At 71.8% G+C, this 20,496-nt stretch carries 23 protein-coding genes and 1 pseudogene; 13 read left to right on the forward strand and 11 right to left on the reverse strand.

The window, feature by feature from the left end; genetic code table 11:
• Positions 1 to 32: 32 nt before the first annotated feature.
• Positions 33 to 1,238 carry a tetratricopeptide repeat protein gene (locus ABT369_RS42590; RefSeq protein WP_350621489.1) on the reverse strand — a complete coding sequence of 402 codons (1,206 nt, stop codon included), beginning with the start codon at positions 1,236 to 1,238 and terminating at the stop codon, positions 33 to 35.
• A 42-nt stretch (positions 1,239 to 1,280) separates the two neighbouring features.
• On the opposite strand from ABT369_RS42590, the gene ABT369_RS42595 reads away from it, so the two are divergent.
• The 3 genes from ABT369_RS42595 to ABT369_RS42605 are packed head-to-tail and all read left to right on the forward strand — an operon-like array spanning position 1,281 to position 3,186.
• Positions 1,281 to 2,363 carry an FtsX-like permease family protein gene (locus ABT369_RS42595; RefSeq protein WP_350621491.1) on the forward strand — a complete coding sequence of 361 codons (1,083 nt, stop codon included), beginning with the start codon at positions 1,281 to 1,283 and terminating at the stop codon, positions 2,361 to 2,363.
• Positions 2,360 to 2,743, forward strand: a complete 384-nt coding sequence (locus ABT369_RS42600; protein ID WP_350621493.1) for a hypothetical protein — start codon at positions 2,360 to 2,362, stop codon at positions 2,741 to 2,743. The genes ABT369_RS42595 and ABT369_RS42600 overlap by 4 nt, the downstream gene beginning before the upstream one ends.
• Positions 2,713 to 3,186 carry a CPBP family intramembrane glutamic endopeptidase gene (locus tag ABT369_RS42605; RefSeq protein WP_350621495.1) on the forward strand — a complete coding sequence of 158 codons (474 nt, stop codon included), beginning with the start codon at positions 2,713 to 2,715 and terminating at the stop codon, positions 3,184 to 3,186. The genes ABT369_RS42600 and ABT369_RS42605 overlap by 31 nt, the downstream gene beginning before the upstream one ends.
• On the opposite strand, the gene ABT369_RS42610 is transcribed toward ABT369_RS42605, so the two are convergent.
• Both ABT369_RS42610 and ABT369_RS42615 read right to left on the reverse strand, forming a co-directional pair.
• A complete protein-coding gene (locus ABT369_RS42610) occupies positions 3,165 to 3,839 on the reverse strand; it encodes a response regulator (RefSeq protein ID WP_350621497.1) in 675 nt (224 codons plus the stop codon). The genes ABT369_RS42605 and ABT369_RS42610 overlap by 22 nt on opposite strands.
• The gene (locus ABT369_RS42615; RefSeq protein WP_350621500.1) at positions 3,836 to 4,996 is read right to left on the reverse strand and encodes a sensor histidine kinase; all 1,161 of its coding nucleotides are present in this window, start codon (positions 4,994 to 4,996) and stop codon (positions 3,836 to 3,838) included. Before ABT369_RS42615 ends, ABT369_RS42610 begins: the two co-directional genes overlap by 4 nt.
• Positions 4,997 to 5,173: 177 nt before the next feature.
• On the opposite strand from ABT369_RS42615, the gene ABT369_RS42620 reads away from it, so the two are divergent.
• The 6 genes from ABT369_RS42620 (at position 5,174) to ABT369_RS42645 (ending at position 11,362) form a co-directional block, all read left to right on the forward strand.
• On the forward strand, positions 5,174 to 7,384 hold the full coding sequence (locus ABT369_RS42620) for an MMPL family transporter (protein ID WP_350621502.1): 2,211 nt from the start codon (positions 5,174 to 5,176) through the stop codon (positions 7,382 to 7,384).
• Between the two features lie 111 nt (positions 7,385 to 7,495).
• Positions 7,496 to 8,083 carry a DUF6892 domain-containing protein gene (locus ABT369_RS42625; protein WP_350621504.1) on the forward strand — a complete coding sequence of 196 codons (588 nt, stop codon included), beginning with the start codon at positions 7,496 to 7,498 and terminating at the stop codon, positions 8,081 to 8,083.
• Between the two features lie 31 nt (positions 8,084 to 8,114).
• Positions 8,115 to 8,891, forward strand: coding sequence for an alpha/beta hydrolase (locus ABT369_RS42630; RefSeq protein ID WP_350621506.1), 777 nt, complete (start codon positions 8,115 to 8,117; stop codon positions 8,889 to 8,891).
• 317 nt (positions 8,892 to 9,208) lie between these two features.
• Positions 9,209 to 9,568: a hypothetical protein gene (locus ABT369_RS42635; protein ID WP_350621511.1), complete on the forward strand. Its 360-nt coding sequence runs from the start codon at positions 9,209 to 9,211 to the stop codon at positions 9,566 to 9,568.
• Positions 9,569 to 9,682: 114 nt separating this feature from the next.
• On the forward strand, positions 9,683 to 10,594 hold the full coding sequence (locus ABT369_RS42640) for a hypothetical protein (protein ID WP_350621513.1): 912 nt from the start codon (positions 9,683 to 9,685) through the stop codon (positions 10,592 to 10,594).
• A 207-nt stretch (positions 10,595 to 10,801) separates the two neighbouring features.
• A complete protein-coding gene (locus tag ABT369_RS42645) occupies positions 10,802 to 11,362 on the forward strand; it encodes a hypothetical protein (protein WP_350621515.1) in 561 nt (186 codons plus the stop codon).
• A 329-nt stretch (positions 11,363 to 11,691) separates the two neighbouring features.
• On the opposite strand, the gene ABT369_RS42650 is transcribed toward ABT369_RS42645, so the two are convergent.
• The gene (locus ABT369_RS42650) at positions 11,692 to 11,916 is read right to left on the reverse strand and encodes a hypothetical protein (RefSeq protein WP_344619174.1); all 225 of its coding nucleotides are present in this window, start codon (positions 11,914 to 11,916) and stop codon (positions 11,692 to 11,694) included.
• Positions 11,917 to 12,204: 288 nt separating this feature from the next.
• Here ABT369_RS42650 and ABT369_RS42655 point away from each other — a divergent pair, with 288 nt between their 5' ends.
• Positions 12,205 to 13,332, forward strand: a complete 1,128-nt coding sequence (locus ABT369_RS42655; RefSeq protein WP_350621518.1) for a hypothetical protein — start codon at positions 12,205 to 12,207, stop codon at positions 13,330 to 13,332.
• 115 nt (positions 13,333 to 13,447) lie between these two features.
• On the opposite strand, the gene ABT369_RS42660 is transcribed toward ABT369_RS42655, so the two are convergent.
• Complete coding sequence (locus ABT369_RS42660) at positions 13,448 to 13,768, reverse strand: NIPSNAP family protein (protein WP_350621520.1); 321 nt, start codon at positions 13,766 to 13,768, stop codon at positions 13,448 to 13,450.
• 135 nt (positions 13,769 to 13,903) lie between these two features.
• On the opposite strand from ABT369_RS42660, the gene ABT369_RS42665 reads away from it, so the two are divergent.
• Positions 13,904 to 14,635 (forward strand): SDR family NAD(P)-dependent oxidoreductase, encoded by a 732-nt coding sequence (locus ABT369_RS42665; RefSeq protein WP_350621687.1) that lies wholly within the window; start codon positions 13,904 to 13,906, stop codon positions 14,633 to 14,635.
• A 228-nt stretch (positions 14,636 to 14,863) separates the two neighbouring features.
• Here the strand turns inward: ABT369_RS42665 and ABT369_RS42670 are convergent, their stop codons facing one another.
• The 3 genes and pseudogenes from ABT369_RS42670 to ABT369_RS42680 all read right to left on the reverse strand — a co-directional run bounded on the left by ABT369_RS42670 (position 14,864) and on the right by ABT369_RS42680 (position 15,852).
• The gene (locus ABT369_RS42670; RefSeq protein ID WP_350621522.1) at positions 14,864 to 15,040 is read right to left on the reverse strand and encodes an ADP-ribosylglycohydrolase family protein; all 177 of its coding nucleotides are present in this window, start codon (positions 15,038 to 15,040) and stop codon (positions 14,864 to 14,866) included.
• Positions 15,007 to 15,351: pseudogene (locus ABT369_RS42675) on the reverse strand (ADP-ribosylglycohydrolase family protein); the annotation flags it as partial. The pseudogene ABT369_RS42675 and the gene ABT369_RS42670, both read right to left, overlap by 34 nt.
• A 12-nt stretch (positions 15,352 to 15,363) precedes the next feature.
• The gene (locus tag ABT369_RS42680; protein WP_350621524.1) at positions 15,364 to 15,852 is read right to left on the reverse strand and encodes a DivIVA domain-containing protein; all 489 of its coding nucleotides are present in this window, start codon (positions 15,850 to 15,852) and stop codon (positions 15,364 to 15,366) included.
• Positions 15,853 to 15,970: 118 nt separating this feature from the next.
• Between ABT369_RS42680 and ABT369_RS42685 the strand changes: the two genes are divergently transcribed.
• Positions 15,971 to 16,345, forward strand: coding sequence for a VOC family protein (locus ABT369_RS42685; protein ID WP_350621527.1), 375 nt, complete (start codon positions 15,971 to 15,973; stop codon positions 16,343 to 16,345).
• Here the strand turns inward: ABT369_RS42685 and ABT369_RS42690 are convergent.
• Complete coding sequence (locus ABT369_RS42690) at positions 16,329 to 17,564, reverse strand: cation:proton antiporter (RefSeq protein ID WP_350621529.1); 1,236 nt, start codon at positions 17,562 to 17,564, stop codon at positions 16,329 to 16,331. The genes ABT369_RS42685 and ABT369_RS42690 overlap by 17 nt on opposite strands.
• A gap of 199 nt (positions 17,565 to 17,763) precedes the next feature.
• Here ABT369_RS42690 and ABT369_RS42695 point away from each other — a divergent pair, with 199 nt between their 5' ends.
• Positions 17,764 to 18,714: an alpha/beta fold hydrolase gene (locus tag ABT369_RS42695; protein WP_350621531.1), complete on the forward strand. Its 951-nt coding sequence runs from the start codon at positions 17,764 to 17,766 to the stop codon at positions 18,712 to 18,714.
• Here the strand turns inward: ABT369_RS42695 and ABT369_RS42700 are convergent.
• Together ABT369_RS42700 and ABT369_RS42705 are read right to left on the reverse strand one after the other, a co-directional pair.
• Positions 18,696 to 19,994 (reverse strand): ArsB/NhaD family transporter, encoded by a 1,299-nt coding sequence (locus tag ABT369_RS42700; protein ID WP_350621534.1) that lies wholly within the window; start codon positions 19,992 to 19,994, stop codon positions 18,696 to 18,698. The two genes, ABT369_RS42695 and ABT369_RS42700, sit on opposite strands and share 19 nt — an antisense overlap.
• Positions 19,991 to 20,437, reverse strand: a complete 447-nt coding sequence (locus tag ABT369_RS42705; RefSeq protein WP_350621536.1) for a CBS domain-containing protein — start codon at positions 20,435 to 20,437, stop codon at positions 19,991 to 19,993. Before ABT369_RS42705 ends, ABT369_RS42700 begins: the two co-directional genes overlap by 4 nt.
• Between the last annotated feature and the right edge of the window lie 59 nt (positions 20,438 to 20,496).

Raw genomic sequence — 20,496 nt, forward strand, 5'->3', positions numbered from 1 at the left:
CCATCTCTGGTGGGTTGCTGCTGGACAAGACGTTAGTGAGCCGCCGTTCCCTGAACGTTCTCTGCGATCCGGGCCTCCTCCGCCGCCGCCCGGCCGGCCCAGAACGCGTGGCCGGCCCGGCCGTAGCCGTCGGCCGCCGACCGGAAGCGCCCGCCGGCTCCGGCCAGGTCGCCGGCGGCCGCGGCCGCGTACGCCGCCGCCGCGTCGGCCATCCCGCGCCAGGCCGCGCTGGGGAACGACCCGGCGAACTGGTCGGCCGCCGCGGCCAGGGCCCGGGCCTCCTCGGCCGCGCCGAGCTGCTCGTAGGCGTGGGCGCCGACCGGGTTGACCAGAGCGCTGCAGGTCTGGCACTCGCCGTAGCGGGCCGCCGCGGCACGGGTCGCGCGCACCGACCGGACCGCCGCCTCGGGCTCGCCGCGCTCCATGGCCGCCAGTGCCGCGGTGGCGTGCAGCCGCGCCCACGCGTGCCGCGCCATCGGGGTGACGGTGGCAATCGCCGTGGCCCGCTTCAGCAGCGCGGTGGCCTCGGCGTGCGCCCCGGTGCAGGCGGCCAGCTCGGCGCGGCGCAGCCAGGGCAGCGCGACGGTGCGGCTGCCGAGCGGCTCGTACAGCTCGCAGCTGCGCTCCAGGCACGCGGCGGCCTCGTCCCACTCGGCCGCGAGCAGGAACGACTCGCCCAGCAGGCACCACGCGAAGGCCTGGGCCGGCAGTGCGTCGGCCCGCTCGGCGATGGCGAGGGTCTCGCGGGCGTACTCGCCGACGTCGCCGTGGAAGTCGTCGCCGTAGAGCTGGTACTGGCTCAGACAGTGGTTGAAGTCGCAGAACCGGGCCACGCGCAGGCCGAGGGTCACCCCGGTCATCCGCTCGATCTGGTGCTGCAGCCCCGGCCGCCAGTCCCCCTCCATGTGCGACACGAACGCGATCGCCTCGGCCGCCGCCGCGACGTCGTCCTCGTCGCCGTGCGCGACCGCGATCGCGTGCGCCTCCTCGGCCAGCGCGTGTGCCGTGTCCAGGTCCCCGCGCTCCCACGCCTGCTGCGCCCGCAGGCACCGCAGCCGCCCGCGCTCGGCCGCGTCCTGCTCGGCGCGCTCGGCCGCGTCCAGGTGCGGCTCGGCCTCGGCGGGCCGGTGCAGCATCAGCCAGGCGGCGGCGCATTTGCGATGGATGCGCCCATTGGCCGACTTCGCGAGCGCCTGTCCGAACGCCTTCACCGCCGCGGCCGGGTCGCCGGACTGCACCCGCAGGTCCCCGACGCGCTCCCACAGGCCGGAGTCGAGCGGATGGCTCGCGACGACGTGCGCGCCGCCGCCCGTACCACCGCTGCCGTCGCCGCCCCGGTCATGGCCATCTCGGCGATCGCGGGCTCGCTGCTGCTGGCCCTCAGCTTCACCGCCGACTGGACGACCGCGCAGGACCAGGCCCGGCTGCACGCCCCGCTCGTCGTCGAGGCGGGCAGTCCGGCCGCGGCCGCGTCGGTCGCCTCCGACACGGCCGTCGCGGTCGCAGACGTACGCCGGCAGGCCACGCTCCAGCGTGACGACAACGGCCGCCCCGGCGGCCGCGAGCAGGTCGAGATCGTCGACCCCGCCACCGCCTCCGCCGCCCGGGGCCTGGCCGCGACCCGCGGCACCCTCGGCGAGTTCCACGGACGCGCGGTCGCCGTCACCACCACCTGGCTCACCGACTCCGGCATCGGCCTGGGCGGCACCCTCACGGTGTGGCTGGACGGCGACCGGGTCCCATTGCGGGTCGTCGCCGTCATCCCCGACGCACCCGACCTGTACGGCGACCTCGTCATCCCGGCCGATCTGCTCCCGCCGGCCGACGATCGCGCCACCGGGACGGTCTTCGTCGTCCCGCGCGCCGATGCCACGACGGCGCGCGACTCCCTCCGGCGCACGCTGGCCGGCACCGGCAGCCGGATCGTCGACTCCGGCGACTGGATCGACGCCACCACGGCGCGGACCCGCCGGTCCAACAACCTCGGCCTCACCATCCTGCTGGGGCCGGCCGGACTCTACGCCGCGATCGCGATCGTCAACGCCACCCTCATCGGCGCCTCGCACCGGCGCCGGCAGCGCGACCTGATCCAGCTCCTCGGCGCCACGCCCGACCAGGTCAGGCGGGCCGCCGTCTGGCAGGCCGCCCTCGTCTGCGGCACCGGCCTGCTCCTGGGCGGCGCCACCACCGCCCTGCTGGGCGGGCTGGTCCGTCGCGCCATCACGGCCGACCTGGCCGGCTTCGCCGTGCCCGTCACCGTCCCATGGCTGCCGCTGCTCGGCATCGGCCTCACCTGCCTGCTGCTCACCGTGGCGGCGGCAGCGGTCGGCATCCGCACCCGGAAGCCGGCGAACCGGCCATGAAGCGGGGCCTGACGGCGTTCCTGCTGATCTCGTTCGGCGTCGCCTGGGGCTGGGAGGCGACGGCCCACCTCCTGCTTGGCTGGTCGCTGGTGAACCCGCTGGTGCAGGCGCCGGTCGCGTTCGCGCCGGCGGCCGCGGCGCTGGTGGTCCGGCGCTGGGTCACGCGCGAGGGCTTCGCGGACACCGGCTCCCGCCTGCGGCTGCGCCGCGCCTGGCGGTACTACCTGCTGGCCTGGCTGGGCCCGCTGGGCGTCGCCGTCGCGGTGGTCGGCGTCGCCGCGGCATCCGGGCGGCGGGACCCGTCCTGGCGTTCGATGGCGGACCTGATCCCGGCGTTCCCGTCTGGTCGGTGCCGCTGCTGCTCTGCGTGGGAGCGCTGATCGTCACCGTCGCTCTCTGGGGCGAGGAGTTCGGCTGGACCGGCTACCTGCTGCTGCGCATCCATCCCGGCCACCCGCGCCGCGCCGCGCTGTCAGCGGGCCTGATCGCCGCGGTCTGGCACTACCCGCTCGCCCTGCTCGGCTACGCCGAATACCCGCATCTGGCCCTGGGCCTGGCCGGGTGGACGGCATGGATCATGTGCCAGGAGGTCATCCTGGCCTGGCTGCGGGCCCGCAGCGGCAGCATCTGGCCGCCCTGTCTGGCGCACGCCGGCAACAACTTCGTGCTGGTCCCGCTCACCACCGCGGTGCTGCTCGGCCACGGCGACTTCGGAGAGCAGGGCATACAGCTGCTGGTGGTGCTGGTCCTGGTACTGGTCGCCGCCCTGCCGCTCGTGCGAGCCGGCCGGGAGGCACGTCCTCACAGCCGGTCGCCCGGCTGAACCAGGCCGCTCTGGTACGCCAGCACGACCAGCTGGGCCCGGTCCCGCACGCCGAGCTTGGTCATGGCCCGGTTGACGTGGGTCTTCGCGGTCAGCGGCGACAGGAACAGCCGGGCCGCGACCTGCTCGTTGGACAGCCCGTGCGCGGCGAGGATCATGATCTCCCGCTCCCGCTCGGTCAGCTCGTCGAGCCCGGCGGCCACCTGCGGCGCGGGCGGGCGCAGGTTGGCCAGGAACCGGGTCACCAGCCCGCGGGTGGCGGCCGGCGAGAGCAGCGCGTCGCCGGCCGCGACCACCCGGATGGCGGCGAGCAGGTCGTCGGGGGCCACGCTCTTGCCGAGGAAGCCGCTCGCCCCGGCCTGCAGCGCGAGGACCACGTTGTCGTCGTCCTCGAACGTGGTGAGCACGAGCACCCGGACGCCGGCCAGGCCGTCGTCGGCGCAGATGCGGCGGGTCGCCTCGAGGCCGTCGACGCCGGGCATGCGGATGTCCATGAGCACCACGTCGGCGCGCTGGCTGCGGGCGAGGTCGACGGCCTCGCGGCCGTCGGAGGCCTCGGCGACGACCTGCATCCCGTCCTCGGCGTCGATGATCATCTTGAAGCCGGCGCGGATGAGGGCCTGGTCGTCGGCGAGCAGCACCCGGATCGTCACGGCAGCGGTTCTCCTTCGGTTGCGGGCAGGGTCGCGTGGACGCGGAACCGGCCGTCGTTCGTGAGGCCGGTGGTGACGGTGCCGTGGGCGGCGGCGGCCCGTTCGCGCATGCCGATCAGCCCGAATCCGGAGCCGCCCGCCCCGGCCGGACGGTCCCGCGCGATCCGGTTGGTCACCTCGACCGTAACCGTCTCGGCGGTCCAGGCGATCGTCAGGTCGGCGGCGCCGTCCCCGTAGCGGTGGGCGTTGGTCAGGGCCTCCTGGACGATGCGGTACGCCGCCAGGTCCGCGATCGCCGGCAGCGGCCGCGCCTGTCCGTCGGTGCGCAGCGCGATGCCGAACCCGGTCGTGGCCAGGTTCGCCACCAGGTCCGGCACGCGGTCCAGGCCCGGGCTCGGCTCGGTGCTGTCGGCCTCACCCGGCTCACGCAGCACCCCGATCACGGACCTGATCTCCCGCAACACGGTGTCGGAGGCCTGCCGGATGTGCTCCAGCACCGGCCACACCTGCTCCGGGTTCTTGCGCAGCACGTGCCCGGCCGCGCCGGCCTGCACGCTGATGACCGCGATGTGGTGGGCGACCACGTCGTGCAGCTCGCGGGCGATCCGCAGCCGCTCGTCCATCACCCGGCGGCGGGCCTCGTCCTCGCGGGTCTGCTCGGCCTGCCGGGCCCGCTCGGTCACCTCGGCGATGTAGGCGCGCCGGTTGCGGGCCGAGTCGCCGGCCGCGGCCCCGCCGAAGATCAGCGCGAAGAGCCCGAGCGTGTCCAGCCGCAGCCAGTGCTCCGGGTCGACCACCATCCCCGCGGCGAACAGGACACCGGCGACGCCGATCGCGAACGGCCACGGGCGCGGACGGTCGGGGTAGCGGGCGACGGCGTACATCAGCACGCTGAGCACGAGCCCCAGCCCCGCGGACGGCGTCTTGAGCACGACGGTGGCCAGCGTGAGGGCGGTCGCGGCCAGCAGCGCCGGGATCGGCCACCGCCGCCGCACCAGGACCGCGGCGAAGCTCACCCCGGCGATCGCGAACGGCCGGACCGCTCCGGCGTGCCACTCGGTCTGCGCCACCACCGCGCCGGTCGCGGCCGCGAGCAGCAGGTCCAGCACCCGCTGCCGGTTGCGGTTCGGGAGGAACGCGTTTGGTCGCACCCTCACGACGGTATGCGACCCCGATCGGCCGTGCCGTCGTACGCGCGCAGTAGCGCGCCGGCCGCTCGATTACTGCGTTCGCAGTACCCGCGGCCTGCGCGCGGACGACGATCTCGGCCCCGATCACGGCGATCGTGAAGTTCGACCGCATCGCACCCGACGATCACGCGAAGGACTGTTCCCGTGGCGACCTTGTTGTACCGGCTCGGCCGGTTCTCGTTCCGCCGGCGCCGCCTGACGGCCGTGCTGTGGCTGGCCCTGCTGATCGCGTTCGGCATCGGCGCGGCGAAGCTGTCGGGCCCGCTGAGCGACACCCTGTCCATCCCCGGCACCGAGTCCTCGCGGGCCTTGCAGGTCATGGAGGAGAAGATGGGCGGCGGCGCCTCGAGCGACACCGCCACCGCCAAGGTGGTCTTCACCGTCTCCGGCGCCGCGAAGCTCACCGACCCGGCCCAGCAGGCCGCGGTCGAGCGCGCGGTCGCCGAGCTGGCCAAGGCGCCCCAGGTCGCCCAGGTCGTGGACCCGTACCAGGCCAAGACCGTCGCCCCGGACGCGCGGACCGCCTACGCCACCGTCACCTACGGCGTGGCGGCCGACGACGTCGACACCGCCGCGCGCGACGCGCTCATCGCGGCCGGCCGCACCGGCCAGACCGACGGCGTGCAGGTCGAGTTCAGCGGCGCGGTCACCCAGGAGCCCGGCGAGGGCGGCGGCACCGAGATGCTCGGCGTGATCGTCGCCGCGATCGTGCTCGCCATCACCTTCGGCGCCCTGGTCGCCGCCGGCCTGCCGCTGCTCACCGCGCTGCTCGGCGTCGGGGTCGGCATGCTCGGCATCCAGATCGCCACCGGCTTCTTCGACCTCAACAACTCCACGTCGGCGCTGGCCACCATGCTCGGTCTCGCCGTCGGCATCGACTACGCCCTGTTCGTCGTGTCCCGCTACCGCCACGAGCTCGCCGCGGGCCGCGACGGCGAGGAAGCGGCCGGACGCGCCGTCGGTACCGCCGGCTCCGCGGTCGTCTTCGCCGGCCTCACGGTCATCATCGCCCTGGTCGCGCTCTCCGTCGCCGGCATCCCGTTCCTCACCTCCATGGGCATCGCCGCCGCCGGCACCGTCGCCGTGGCCGTGCTCATCACCCTGTCGCTGCTGCCTGCCCTGCTGGGCTTCGCCGGCCGCCGCATCCTCGCCCGGCGCCAGCGCGGCGCGGTCCCGGCCCACGCGCAGGCCGCGAAGACCCCGTTCGGCGAGCGGTGGGCCCGTCTCGTGCTGCGCCACCGCGTCCCCGCCCTCGTGCTGTCCCTCGGCGTCGCGCTGCTCATCGCCGTGCCCGCCATGAGCCTCAAGCTCTCGCTGCCCGACGACAGCACCGCGAACCCGGCCAGCACCCAGCGCAAGGCCTACGACCAGCTCGCCGAGGGCTTCGGCCCCGGCTTCCAGGGCCCGCTGCTCATCGTCGTGGAGGCAGACAAGGGCCAGGCCCAGGCCGCCGCCGTCCAGGCCGGCCAGACCATCGCCAAGCTCGACGACGTCGTGGCGGTGACCCCGCCGACCGTCAACCAGGCCGGCGACACCGCCATCCTCACCGTCATCCCCGGCAGCGCCCCGACCGCGGACGCCACCAAGGACCTCGTCGCCGCCATCCGCGACCACGAGGCCGGGATCAAGGCCGGGACCGGGGCCACCATCGCCGTCACCGGCACCACCGCCCTGAACCTCGACGTGTCCGCCAAGCTCACCGGCGCGCTCGTGCCCTACCTCGCGGTCGTCGTCGGGCTCGCGTTCATCCTGCTCATGCTCGTCTTCCGCAGCATCCTCGTGCCGCTCAAGGCCACGCTCGGCTTCCTGCTCTCGGTCGCCGCGTCGTTCGGCGCGCTGGTCGCGGTCTTCCAGTGGGGCTGGCTCGCCGACGTCTTCGGCCTCACCACCACCGGCCCGATCATCTCCATCATGCCGATCTTCCTCATCGGCATCCTCTTCGGCCTCGCCATGGACTACGAGGTCTTCCTCGTCACGCGCACCAGGGAGGAGTACGTCCACGGCGCCGCCCCGGACCCGGCGATCGTCACCGGCATGCGCCACGGCGCCCGGGTCGTGACGGCGGCCGCGCTCATCATGATCGCCGTCTTCGCCGGCTTCATCCTCTCCGACCAGGACATCATCAAGTCCCTCGGCTTCACGCTGGCCTTCGGCGTGGCCATCGACGCCTTCCTGATCCGCATGACCATCGTCCCGGCGGTACTGTCGCTGCTCGGCCGCTCCGCGTGGTGGCTGCCCCGCTGGCTCGACCGCCTCCTGCCCAACGTCGACGTCGAGGGCGAGCGCCTCACGCGGCAGCTCGCCACCGCCGCCGACCGGGACGAGGCGGACCGGCCGGAACCCGCCCGCGTCTGATCCGCACCGCGACCCCCGGGCGTCCAGTACGTTGCCATGATGGCGACGTACTGGACGCTCGGCCGCGTCGACCCGGACGGCCGGGGACCCTGACGCGATACGTTCGTGATCGTGACCATCATCTTCGCCGACCGAGGCCTGCACCTCGGTGTCCTGGGCGCCCTCCTGAACAGCGGCGACATCGCCGCCGACGACCTCAGGGCCATCGTCGAGTCGACCGGACCGGACGGCCCGGACGACGGCTATCCAGGCCCCGGCCCGCGCCTGGCGGCGTCACTGCACCTCCTGCACGCCCTTGCGGTGCCGTCAGCCCTGGCGGCGGCGGTCGAGCGGTTGGACTTCGACGGCGGCAACGAGATCTACATGCTCATCGAGCAGACCCTGGACATCGACACCGGCGGCGAATCCGACGACTACAACGTGACGTCGCTGGAGGGCATCCACGCACTGCCGGGCCTGCTGTCACTGAACCTCGACGGCCACGGCTACCACCCGGCGCCGCTGGACCTGACCCCGCTGACGGGCCACCCGGCGCTCACGAAGCTGTACCTCACCGGCGAGTGCACGGCGGCCGGCGTACTGGAGTCCCTGCCGGCACTGCGCGACCTGGACATCGCCCTGGCCCGCCTCGACGACCCGGCCGTCCTGCCCCGCCTGGAGACCCGCGGCGTGACGATCCGCCATCCCCGACGCCGTTGACCACAGACACCCGGTCAAACACACGATGCGATTGCATACGCTGGCCGGCGTGCAGCGTCCCGATCACCTGGAACCGTTCGTGGTTGCGGTCAACCCGGTTGAGCCGGAGCGTCGCGATACGGCGGACCTTTACCTGCCCGATGTGAGCGCCGGACGCGTTCGCCCCGCAGTGGTGCTCGTTCACGGTGGACCGGTGCCGGCGGACCGTACGCCCACGCCTCGGAACTGGCCGGTCTATCGCGGTTACGGCTCGCTGCTGGCCGGCCGGGGCGTCGTCGCCGTGGTCCTCGACCATCCGCTGCACAGTGCCGACGCCTATCCGCGGTCCGCCGCGCGGGTTCGCGAAGCGGTCGACCGGGCTCGCGAGCACCCACGCGTCGACGGCGACCGCATCGCACTGTGGTTCTTCTCCGGCGGCGGACCCCTGTGCGCCGGCTGGCTTCGCGATCCGCCGTCGTGGCTGCGCTGCGTCGCCCTGACGTACCCACGGCTGGGCGGCCCCGGCCTCGAGCCGAGCTTCCAGCCGATCGACGCGGTCAGCGACGTCGGTGCGGCCGCCGCGGCCGGGGTTGCCGGGGCCATGCGGGCCAATGGACTGCCGATCGTGCTCACCCGGGTCGGGCTGGAGCGCCCGGACATCGCCGCCACCGTCGCGCAGTTCGTGGCCGCGGCACGCATCGCCGAGGCGAATCTGACCGTCATCGACGTGCCGGCTGGGCGGCACGCCTTCGACACCCTCGATGACACCGACGCCTCGCGGCGGGCCATCACACAAGCAACCAACCACATCCTGACAACGCTGCGCTGACCAAACTCCCGCCGTCGACGCGCCACCGGTCCCATCGACCGTCCGGGCCGATCTGCCGTTTCGGGCAGGTGCGGCTGCGGGGAGGGAGAGCCACCGACGACACGCAACAATTCTGGTGCTCATCTCGAGCATTGGAGCCGCTCGTCATGTGCGTCCGTGCCCGCGGCGCCGCGATACGTATCGCCGAACGGCGCTGCGCCGGATGTAATCAAGTTCGACGGCGCGTTGCTGGCAGCGGTGAAACGTCAGTACGCCAACGGCGGAGATGAGGACATCAGCGCGGCCCGAGCATCGTGTGTGATCATGGGGTTGTGGTCATGGAGCCGCTGCCCAGCTACGAGGATCTGGTCTGGTTGTTCGAGGCCGAGCCGGTCCGGCACCCGGCCGGTGAGCCGTGGCCGTACACGTCAGTCACGTTCCGTACCACACGTGCCGGCTACGACATCGAGATGGACATCGAACCCGGGTACCAGGCTGTCCGCCTTCGCGTACATACAGTCGCTGGCCACAAACTGATCGACCTGGACCTTGAGGGCGTGCTCAGCGTTGGCATCGAGCGCATCGAAGACCGCGAGTCCCTGCGTGTCGAATTTCCGGACGACTCGCCGGCCTCGACGCTGTGGTTCCAGATGAAACCCGACGTCACCGTCACTTGGTCACACAACCCCGGATCCTGAGGCGCGCCGATCGCGGCAGAACAGCGCACTAATCTTGTACGACGCGCTTCATGGCGAGTGGTCAGTGTGGTGGCTCGGTAGTCCAGCGTTGCCACAGACTCAAAGGATCGCCATATGATCGTCGCCGTGCGCACCACTGCTTCCAGCCCGATCGACATACCTGAGGTCTTTCCGCAGGTAGCGCCTTTCGCTATGACAGCCGTAAGGCTGCATCCCAGGCTTGGAGTACCGACCGTCGAACAGAGTTCGATGGGGGGTCCGCTGCTGTGGCCGGTGAAGGAACCTTGGCCGATATGCGATGGGCCGGAGCCGTACGATCACCTCGACAGCCAGCCATCTGAGGCTGAGGTGCCGCTCATCCCGGTGTTGCAGTTGTTTGCTGAAGACCTTCCCGAGCTTCCGTTTCCCGCCGGCACGGACATGCTGCAGGTGCTGTGGTGTCCGTTCGATCACCAACCGTGGAGTTCGCCTCGACCTGAACTGCGGTGGCGCCGCCGCGCTGATATCGGCGCCAGGCTGAAGGAGTTGCCCGAGCCTGACGAGGAGGCAGACGCCCAGTACGTGCCCGACCCGTGCGTCCTGGACCCGGAACGCGTAACCGAGTACCCGAGCCGCGACCTGCCGGAGGTTGTCTGGTTGCAGATCAGGGACAACGTCGCGCGGGTCGAGCGGGAGACCGGCTGGCAATACGAAACCGACTTGGCGGTCGCATCCGGTACGAAGGTGGGCGGCTATCCTGGTTGGACCCAAGTGCCGGACTGGCCGACATGCGGTTGTGGCGTGCCCATGGAGCATCTCCTCACGGTGGCCAGCTGGGAGTTCAGTCGAGGCGACGAGAAGCGTTGGATCCCGCTGCAGGACCGCCCAGCGATGGCCGGATGGGGCTTCGATGCCCCTGATGATCATCCGTGGCGACGTATCCAGAACCCGGCCGGTTTGATGCTCGGCGACGTCGGCGGCATTTACCTGTTCGTCTGCCTAAGCTGTCCTGACCGGCCGTTCGACTACCGATTCGACTGCTCCTGATCAGTCGGTGGACTACGGTCGGCGGGCGATCGGGTGCGCGCTCATCGGCATGTCCGCGAGCTGGGCAACTCAACGTGCCGTGACGTTCCGTAGCGAGCTATCGCAGCAGATCCGCGCAGCTGCTCATGGCTGGGCTGATCCCTCGAGTCCGGTGCCGTCCAGTGCGTACATGGAGGCGTCGCGCGATCGGCCGGTACGCTTCTCACGGTGGGCGACTGGTTTCAGACGATCGCGGACCTCGACGCGACCGCCGAGGAGGCGCCCGGCCTGGCCGAGGTTGTTGTGGCGGACTTGGTGGCTGACGGCATCGTGAGCGCCGAGCGCACCGACTGCGGGCCGGGCGCGGACGGAGGCCATCCGCCTGGCTCACGCTATGCGGAGGCGTTCGACGGCCCCGACTACGGACTGCTCACCCTGGGCTGGAACGGCCTGTTCGCGTGGTGGGGCCGCTCGGTAGTTGACACGGGCCAGGGTGGCGGCGAGGTCGGCTGCCCCCACTGCGACGCCATCGAGTCCTACAACGAGCCGCTCGGCGCCGCGTTCATCGAGGCGATCGACGCCTGGTACGCCCAGCGGCCGAGCGACACAGTCTGCCGGCACTGCGGCCGGACCATTGGTATCAACGACTGGCGGTGGGCAGACGGCGTCTGGGCCTTCGCCAATCTGGGCCTGACGTTCTGGAACTGGCCACCGCTGCGCAACGACTTCGTCGCCGGCATCGGCCGCCGGCTGGGCCACCGGGTGCGGCTCGTCGCCGGCAAGCTCTGAGCGCGCACTCGATCGAGCGACGACCGGCCAGCATGCGCGATCGGCGGCAGATCCGCGCACCCGGCCTTGTCGCGGGTCATGCAATGATGCGTCATCGTGGCTCACGAAGTCTTTCAACACGTGCCGTTTCCGTTCCCGGGCGGCAGGTTCCCGGCCGAACTCGGTGCCACGGTGCAGCGGACGGTAGCCGACGGTGAGTTGCCCGCGCTCACGCATGCCGAAGGGCTACGGTCGGGTCGCCTAACCCTCCATCCATCCGGCTCGTCCCGATCAACAAGAGCCCCGGCCGTGACTGGCGGCCGGGGACTCGAGGCCGCGCGGCCCTCGGTTCAGGAGTTGGTGAGGTCCGTGGACTCGCCGGTGGCGGGGTCGACGGTCTCCTCGTAGACGCCGTCGCCGTCGGCGTCGATCGCGATGAGGTCGACCTCGCCGTCGCCGTCCGTGTCGGCCTCCAGCACGTTGGCGCCGTCGTCGAGAGTGTAGATCTTGGCCTGGTCGACGACGCCGTCGCCGTTGAGGTCCTTGTCGTCGAGGGTGACGTACTCTTCGCTCATAATGAAGTGGTCCTCCAGTCGCAGGTGTGGTGAAGCGTAGCGGCCACGAAGGGCCCTGCTACTTCGGGTCCGGCGGCTGTACGCCGGCCTCCCAGGACACCAGGGTTGCGCCGGCCGGAGGCTTGACGAGGTCGCCGCCAGACCCCTCGGACCTGAGGGACCCAGCGCCGACATCCGCCTGTCGGCAGAGTCGGCGCGCAACCCGACGGCAGCCAACGTCGATGCCGGCCGCCTTGTCGAGGCGCTGCTGCTTCGCATCGGGCATGACACCGTCAGCGCCAGATCCGGGTGCGCGCGGAGGCCGGTAGGGTTCCTGACATGTCCGATCTTGCTGCGCGTTTTGCTCAGCTCGCTGGCGAGTACGACTCCCGGAAACGAGCGGCGATCGCGCTCGTCGGGCGCTGGGACTGGTACACCTGGCCGGGTCTGGATCTTCGTCCGTTGCATTTCGAACGGGGCCTACTCAAGGCCGGCCGCCGGTTGGACGTCCGACCGCCGGTGGACCGGGATGCCCTGCGCATCGGGTTCGACGCCAAGGGCCGCGCTGTGGTGACCGAGGAGTACAGCGGCTTTCTTCACGGCCGCCTGTACTACGAGACCTTCGTCCATTACGACGGCGACGTGGTCGAGGCGGCGCACTTCGATACGGGCGGGCCCATCTACCTGCACGAGTACCGTTTCGGGGACGGACTGATGCGTTCGGCCGAGATGGTCGCGCGGCGCGGGTCGGGGCGGGAGTCGTACGCATACACCGATGGGCGCATCAGCCGCGTCGAGATCGAGCACGACGGCCGGGCGACTTCGGTGCTGACGGCCGAGCACGACGACGGCGGCTTGGTCCGCGTCGTCGAGGTCACGGGCCGCCGGTCCGAAGTGCGCTACGAGCGGCCGCCGGCCGGATTCGACCTCGACGCGGCGTGCCGGACCATCGAGGACGCTTGCCTCACGCTGATCCCGGACGCCGTGGCGGGCCTGGTGATCGACGGCCCAGCCGCCCGCGTCGCACTGAGCTACTACCGATCGGACGCGCTGTCCTTCGAGGTCCACGCGGCCACCGAGGACGAGCTCGTGGCCTTGGCGGCAACCGACGCTCAGGCCGCATGGTCGCCGGCCGAATTCGAGGCCGGTACCGACGTCAACCTCGACGACGCCGCATCGGTGCGGCTGGTACGACAGGAGCTCGCGCTGCTCAACGCCGATGACGTCTACGCCGCCGCCGGATCCGAGGTCGGCCGGCGACTGTTGTGTGCGGTGGCGGCACGGCTCAACCTCCGCGACTGGTCGGACACACTGCCGGTCGCCGACGACTTCGTGGTGTACCCGGTCGACCTTGAGCTGGTCGACCTGGAACGGAACCTGGCCGATTGCCTGCCGCCCGACCGGTTCGCTCGGTTACGCAAACGCGGCCTGCTCTGACCGGCTCAGCCGGAGCCCGTCCCTCCGCGCATCGACACGACACGAAGCCGCGGCCCTCGCCGAGCACTAGCTGTTTACCAGCAGCGTCTCGCCGCTGCGCAACACCAGCGGCAGATCAGTGCGTCGTTCCGTCAGGCAGCAGCGGCCGCATGAACGTCCGTTCGTATCGGAGGATGCAGCCCGACTCGTCTCGGATCCGGTCCGCCGCGATGAACTCCGGGTCGGCGCCGAACCGTGAACGATAGCGTTCGTAGGCAGCCAGGCTTTCGAAGCTGAAGAGCGCCTCGGCTCGATCGCTCGCCCCTTCCGCCGGCAGGAAGTAGCCGTGATGGATCCCGCCGTGCTTGGTCACCAGCCGCATCCACTCGCGAGCGAACCGTTCGAACGCCTCGATCTGAGCGGGGTCAACGGTGTAGTGCACTACGCAGGTGATCACGCGTCGACCCTATGTCTCGGCGGCCGTCGCAGCACGCTTGCACAGCGGCAGATGCGGATGCTGTCTGCGAGCATTGGACGGTGGTGGTGATGCGGCGATTCGAGGGCAAGGTCGCGCTGGTGACGGCGGCGGGGCATCGGGCAAGCTGTTGTACGGCGGATCGCTGCCGAGGGCGGTGCCGTGGTGATCACGGACCTGCTGGAGGACGCGGTCGCAGCGCTGGTTGAGGAGATCGGCGCGCAGCACGCGCTCGGGGTCAAGGTCGACGTCACTTCACGCGCCGATATCGACGCCGCGGTCGCCGCGGCGGTCGGGCGGTTCGGCCGGCTCGACCTGGTGGTGAACAACGCGGGCGGCTGCATCGTCACCGCAATGCCCGAGGACACCTCAACCGAGGACTGGCACCGCCAGCTCGACTTCACCCTCGTCAGCGCCGCCCGCTGCATTCAGGCGGCCCTGCCACACCTTGTGAGAACCCGCGGCAACGTCGTCACGATCGGCTCGGTCAACGGCATCGCGGCGTTCGGCAACGTGGAGTACGCCGCTGCGAAAGCCGGCCAGATCGCGATGTCGCAGAACTACGCCGCCCGGTACGGCCCGCTCGGCGTCCGCTTCAACGTGGTCGCACCCGGCACCATCCGGACACCGAACTGGGACTCCCAGCCCGGCGAGCTGGAGCGACTCAAGACGATGTACCCGCTCGGCCGGGTCGGCGAGCCCGAAGACATCGCCGCAGCGGTCGCGTTCCTCGGCTCCGACGACGCCGCCTGGATCACCGGCCACACCTTGCCCGTGGAGGGCGGCGTGCTGACCGGCCCAGACCCGATCAACCTGAGCCCGCCCGACACCCTCTACACAGGCCTGTAGCAACCGCGTATCGAACCCGGATTGACACCGTCAGCGGCCTGGGCGCACCGTGCCCTTGATCACGTGCGCGCTCATCGGCGTGTTCGCTCACCGGACGGCGCCCGATGCTCGTCACGCCGCGCGACGGGATTCGCCATCTTGCGCTAACCATCGGCGGCACGAGCGTGCACCTGATCAAGCCGCGGGATAACGGCCGCCTGTCCTCCCCGTTTGCGGACGGGCGTGCGGCTACAGCGGTGGGAGTGCTTCGCGGGCGTTGACCCATTCGCCGGGTACTCCATCGAGGCCGGTGCGGGCGGCAACGATACCGCCGACCATGGCGCAGGTGGTGTCCATGTCGCCGCCGGCGCTGGCCGCGTCGCCCACAACGCCTCGGCGAGGTCGTCCAGGTGCCGGGCGGCGCACCAGATCGCGTACGGCACGGTGTCAGGGGCCGAGATCAGGGCGCCGCAACCGACCTCGCCGGCGATGTGCCGCGGCTGGCGAGTCAACGGCCGGCGGCAGAGCAGACGCAGCCGGGCGGCAACCTCGCTGTCCGGCGTGCGGAGGGCCACCTGCGGCAGCAGGTCGTCTGCTGGTACCTGCCGTACTGCCAGCGCGGCGGCGACCGCGACGGCGACGGCTCCGGCAGCCGCCTCGGGGTGCGCGTGCGTGACCGCCGCGGACAGGCCCGTCGGACCGTGTCCGGTGAAGCCACGCAGCCGCGGTGATCTCAGAGCACTGTGGGCCTATGCGAGTTCCCGTGCTGTCTGTTGCAGGAACCGATCGACGTGGTGCCGCGAATACCCGCGGAACTTGACCGCGAAGACTGCTTGCCGCACGGCGACCGCAGCCTCGGCCCGGGCAGTGGCGCTCCCGGATGTCAGCGCTCGGCCGACCTGCTCGACCAGCCGGTCCACGGCGGCCACGTCATAGCCACGCAGGACCACGTCGAACTCCGCCGTGTGCACCGACGAACCATCCGACAGGTCTGGATCTGACTCTGGCCCGGTTGCACCCCCAAGCTGAGCGGTCAGCATCGCGATCGCGCCGTCGACCTGCGCCCGGTCGAACCCGCGCAGCACGACGGGCAGGTTCGCGCGGCGCAATGCGGCGACTGCGTCTGCCCGCGCACGCTCGTCGGCGGTCGAAAGGGCGGCGCCGGCCGATACCAGGAGCGCATCCACAGCTTGCGGGTCGTATCCGCGCAGCACCACGGAGAACTCGTAGGAGGTCATCGGCTCAGTGTTGCGACCCTGTCAAACCCACTGCCAGCTACGGACGGGCCGTTGACGGAGTGAGCACTCACTCCGTAGCGTTGGCGTTGCCCCGACCACGACCGAGGAGTGCCGCGAGATGACCGTGACCCTCAACCACACCATCGTGCCCGCCCGCGACCACGCCGAAGCGGCTCGTTTCCTCGCCGGCATCATGGGTTTTGAGCTGCTGCCGCCCGCCGGCCGCGCCGGGCACTTCCGGCCGGTGCGGGTCAACGAGACACTCACCCTCGACTTCATGACCGCGCCCGGCGCGGAGGGCCACCACCTGGCGTTCGACGCGGACGCGGCGACCTTCGATGCCGTCCTGGCCCGTCTCGTCGAAGGTGGCGTGCCGTTCGGCAACGATCCGGCCACGCCTGACAACGGCCGGGTCGATCATCCCCTGTGCGCCCGGGGGCTGTTCTTCCGTGACGCCTCCGGCAACCTGTACGAGGTCATGGCCTCCGTATAGGGAGCCTGCGGCGCAGCAGTTTCCGGCCCTTGGTGGTCAGCCGCTGCTGCCAGGCGGGCATGAGCTGCGGCTCGAACCCGCGGGCGACGATGATGTCGGTGGAGGAGTGCAGCACGATGCTCAGCACGATCGTGACCGCGACGAGGGCGAAGACCTGCCCGGCGGCGGCGATGCCGGACGCGAGGACCAGCAGCCCGTACACCACCGACGCGAACCCCTTCGGCCCGAACCACATCGCGGCCGCCTGTTCGCGGGTGCTCAGCCCGGAGCGCAGGAACGACACCCACAACGCCAGCGGCCGGGCGAGCACGAGGGCCAGGACGACGAACACCCATCCGGCCCAGCCGATCGCGCCGAACAGCCCCGGCGTCAGCAGCGCCCCGAAGACCAGCAGCGCCACGAGCTTGAAGATCTCCGCGACGAGCTCGCCGAAGTGCTCGAAGGCCTCCCGCTCGCGGTGGCCGATGGTGGCCACGGTGATCCCGGCGGCGAACGCCGCGAGGAACAGGTTCGCGTGCGTCACCTTGCCCAGGGCCAGCACCAGCAGCCCGATCGCGACCGCGTTCAGCGGCAGGTACTGCTCGGAGACCGCGAACAACCGGGTGCGCTCCAGCCGGATCGCCACCCACGGCACCACCACCCCGATCGCGATCCCGCCGACCAGCTCAAGGCCGATCTCGCCGAGGTGCAGCTCGTGAGAGCCCGCCGCGACGGCGAGCAGGACCACGACGAACGGCAGGGCGAGCCCGTCGTTCACGCCGGACTCGACGTTGAGCAGGTGCCGCAGCCGGGCCGGCACCTTGTCGTTGCCGACCAGGGCGGCCGCGAACACCGGGTCCGTCGGCGCCAGGATCGCCCCGATCAGCAGCGACTCCGGCCAGCCCAGCCCGGCCACGAAGTGCGCGACCAGCGCGGTGATCACCAGCGTCAGCGGCAGGCCCCAGCCCAGCGCCCGGCCCGGCAGCCGCCACGCGCTGCGCAGATCGGCCCAGCCGACCCGCATGCCATCGGTGAACAGCACCGCGAACAGCGCCAGCTCCGCGAGCGACGCCACCACCGGCGACTCGGGGGTCACATGGATCACGCCGGTCACACCGTCGCCGAGCACGAACCCGGCGACCAGCACCACCACGGCCGTGGACAGCACCGTGCGGTGCGCGAGGGCGGACAGCAGCACCGCCAGCAGCAGGGTCGCGGCGAAGCACAGCAGCAGGGTCATCCGGGGTCCTATCGGTCGGCACGGTGAACACACACGCCGACCAGACTTCCCGGCACCCCGCGACGAACCTATCGGATCATCACCCCGCCGGAAAGGCGCGGGTTGCTTGTCTGCCCGGCAGGCCCGCGCGTACGCTCCTGTCGGGTGTGCCGGGAAGCCTGGTCGGCGTGTTGCCGCCGATCGCCCCGGGAGGCCGCCCATGTCCGAGAGCCCTGGCCGGCCGCGCCGAGCGGGTTCACCGGCGGCCGCGGACCGTGGCGGCGCCGGGGTGCGGCGGCCGACGCAGGTCGCGGCGACGGCGGCCGGCCCGGTCGAGTACCGCCTCGAACGGCGCGGCGAGGACGTTCTGCTCGTCATGCACGGCGGGCACATGCGGGCCGGGCTCGCGCTCGGCGAGGAGGCGTTCGCCGCGGCGGGGCTGACGATCCTGACACCGTCGCGGCCCGGCTACGGCCGCACCCCCGTGCGCACCGGCCCCACGCCCGAAGCGTTCACCGACGCCGCCGGCGGCCTGTGCCGGGCGCTCGGCATCCGCCGGGTGGCGGCGGTCGTCGGGATCTCGGGCGGCGGCCCGACCGCGGTCGCGATGGCCGCCCGCCACCCCGGGCTCGTCGAGCGGCTTGTCCTGATCAGCGCGGTCGGCCCGCGGCCCTGGCCGGACGCTCGCACCCGGGCCGGCGGGCGGGTGGTGTTCGCGCCCGACGTGGAGGCGGCCACCTGGACCGGTATCCGCCTGACGCTGCGGGTCGGTGGCCGCCGCGCGTTGCGGCGGCTGGTCGGCGGGGTGTCGTCCGCCCGCGGCGCGGCGGCCTGGGCCGGCATCTCGAGCGCTGACGAGGCCATGCTGCTGGAGCTGTTCGGGGCGATGCGGTCGGGCCGCGGGTTCGTCCGTGACCTCGCCCCGGGCCCCGACCTGTGCGCGTCGGTGGCTCAGCCGGCGGTGGTGGTGGCATCGCGTGCCGACGGCGGCGTCCCGTTCGCGCACGCCGAGGCCCTCGCCGAGGCGCTGCCCCATGCGGAGCTGGTCGAGAGCCGTGCCGCCGGGCACTTCGTGTGGTGCTCGCCCGACTGGCCGGGGATCGCCGAACGGATCATCGCGTTCGTCCGCACCCCGCCCGGGGCCGCGCCCGGTCAGGCGAAGGCGAGGTAGCGCAGCCACAGGTACACCGCCGAGATCGCGACGGTGACCGCGGCGGCGACGAGGCCGTACTTCGTGAACTGCCAGAAGCTGATCCGCTGCCCGGCCCGTTCGGCCAGGCCGAGGATGACCACGTTGGCCGAGGCGCCCACGGCCGTGGCGTTGCCGCCGAGGTCGGCGCCGAGCGCGAGGGCCCACCACAGCACGTGCGGCCCGCCGGTGCTGCCCTCGGCGCCGGCGAGGTCGGCGACGATCGGGCTCATCGTGGCCACGTAGGGGATGTTGTCCACGATCGCCGACAGGACCGCCGATCCGCCCAGCAGTCCCATCGCCGCCAGGTGCGGGTCGCCCGCGACGGCGTCGGCGATGGTCCGCGACAGGGCACCGACGGCTCCGGTGTGCACGAGCGCGCCGACCATGACGAACAGCCCGGCGAAGAAGGCGAGGGTCGGCCACTCCACGTCGGCAACGACCTCGGCGGCGTCGAGCCGGGACACGGCCAGCAGCACGAGGCCGCCGACGATCGCCACCACGGACGGCTCGAGGTGGACCACCGAGTGCAGGACGAACGCGGCGGTGACGAGCGCGAGGACGGCGAGGCTGACGACGAGCAGCCGCGGGTCGCGGATGGCGTCGCGTTCGCGCAGTTGCACCACGGCGGCGGCCCGCTCGGGATCGGTACGGAACGCGGAGCGGAACATGACCCGGCACAGGAGCACGAACACGACGACGAGGACGGCGATGAGCGGGGCCAGATGGTTGATGAAGTCGTTGTAGGACAGCCCGGCGCGGCTGGCGATGATGATGTTGGGCGGATCGCCGACGAGGGTGGCGGTGCCGCCGATGTTGCTGGCCATGGCCTCGGCGATCAGGTACGGGGCGACGGGCACGGCGAGGCGCTGGCAGACGAGGAACGTCACCGGGGCGATGAGCAGCACGGTGGTGACGTTGTCGAGCATCGCCGACGCGACCGCGGTGACCAGCACGAGGATGACCATCACCGGGAACGGCCGTCCCCGGGCGCGTTTGACCGCCCAGATCGCCAGGTACTCGAACGCGCCGGTCCGCTTGAGCACGGCGACGATGAGCATCATGCCCAGCAGCAGGAACACCACGTTCCAGTCGATCCCGGCGTCGGCCGAGAAGAACGCGTGCTCGGCGTCGGTGGCGCCGATGACCAGCATGAGGACCGCACCGCCGAGCGCGGCGGTCACCCGGTGGACCCACTCGGTGGCGATGAGCACGTAAGCGGCGGCGAAGATCGCGACGGCGATCCAGGCGGTGATACTCACTCGCCGAGCATCCGGTCGAGCAGCGCGTCGAGCGTGATCGCGCCGAGCAGGTGTCGCTGCTTGTCCACCACCGCGACGAGCGGGGTGCGGGTGCGGGCCATCACGGCGGCGATCTCCAGCACCGTGGCGTCCGGCGCGACGACGGCCAGCTCGCGTTTGTCGGGCGGCAGGGCCTGGGCGACGGTACGGTCGCCGAGCTCGCGCAGCAGCAGGTCCGCGGCCGGCTCGTCGACCACCCGGGCCAGGGCCGGATCGTCCTGGCAGTACTGCGGGATCGCCATGCGCAGCACCTGCGTGCCGGCCAGGATCGTGAACGGATAGCCGTGCTCGTCGAGCACGATCAGCCCGGGCAGGTCCTGCCCGGCCAGCAACCGGGCCGCCTCCAGCGCCGGGGTGCCCAGCCGGACGACCGGAAACTCCGCCGCGAGCTCGCGCGCCTTCATGATGTGGGGTCCTTTCGTCGGCACGGTGAACACACTCGCCGACCAGACTTCCCGGCACC

Origin of the sequence: Dactylosporangium sp. NPDC000244, from assembly GCF_040300725.1 — a bacterium.
GTDB lineage: Bacteria > Actinomycetota > Actinomycetes > Mycobacteriales > Micromonosporaceae > Dactylosporangium.

Coding starts and splice junctions, on each gene's coding strand:
- ABT369_RS42595 (WP_350621491.1), top strand. CDS start 1,281: ATGGCTCGCGACGACGTGCGCGCCGCCGCCCGTACCACCGCTGCCGTC.
- ABT369_RS42600 (WP_350621493.1), top strand. CDS start 2,360: ATGAAGCGGGGCCTGACGGCGTTCCTGCTGATCTCGTTCGGCGTCGCC.
- ABT369_RS42635 (WP_350621511.1), top strand. CDS start 9,209: ATGGAGCCGCTGCCCAGCTACGAGGATCTGGTCTGGTTGTTCGAGGCC.
- ABT369_RS42640 (WP_350621513.1), top strand. CDS start 9,683: ATGATCGTCGCCGTGCGCACCACTGCTTCCAGCCCGATCGACATACCT.
- ABT369_RS42650 (WP_344619174.1), bottom strand. CDS start 11,916: ATGAGCGAAGAGTACGTCACCCTCGACGACAAGGACCTCAACGGCGAC.
- ABT369_RS42680 (WP_350621524.1), bottom strand. CDS start 15,852: ATGACCTCCTACGAGTTCTCCGTGGTGCTGCGCGGATACGACCCGCAA.
- ABT369_RS42685 (WP_350621527.1), top strand. CDS start 15,971: ATGACCGTGACCCTCAACCACACCATCGTGCCCGCCCGCGACCACGCC.
- ABT369_RS42690 (WP_350621529.1), bottom strand. CDS start 17,564: ATGACCCTGCTGCTGTGCTTCGCCGCGACCCTGCTGCTGGCGGTGCTG.
- ABT369_RS42695 (WP_350621531.1), top strand. CDS start 17,764: ATGTCCGAGAGCCCTGGCCGGCCGCGCCGAGCGGGTTCACCGGCGGCC.
- ABT369_RS42705 (WP_350621536.1), bottom strand. CDS start 20,437: ATGAAGGCGCGCGAGCTCGCGGCGGAGTTTCCGGTCGTCCGGCTGGGC.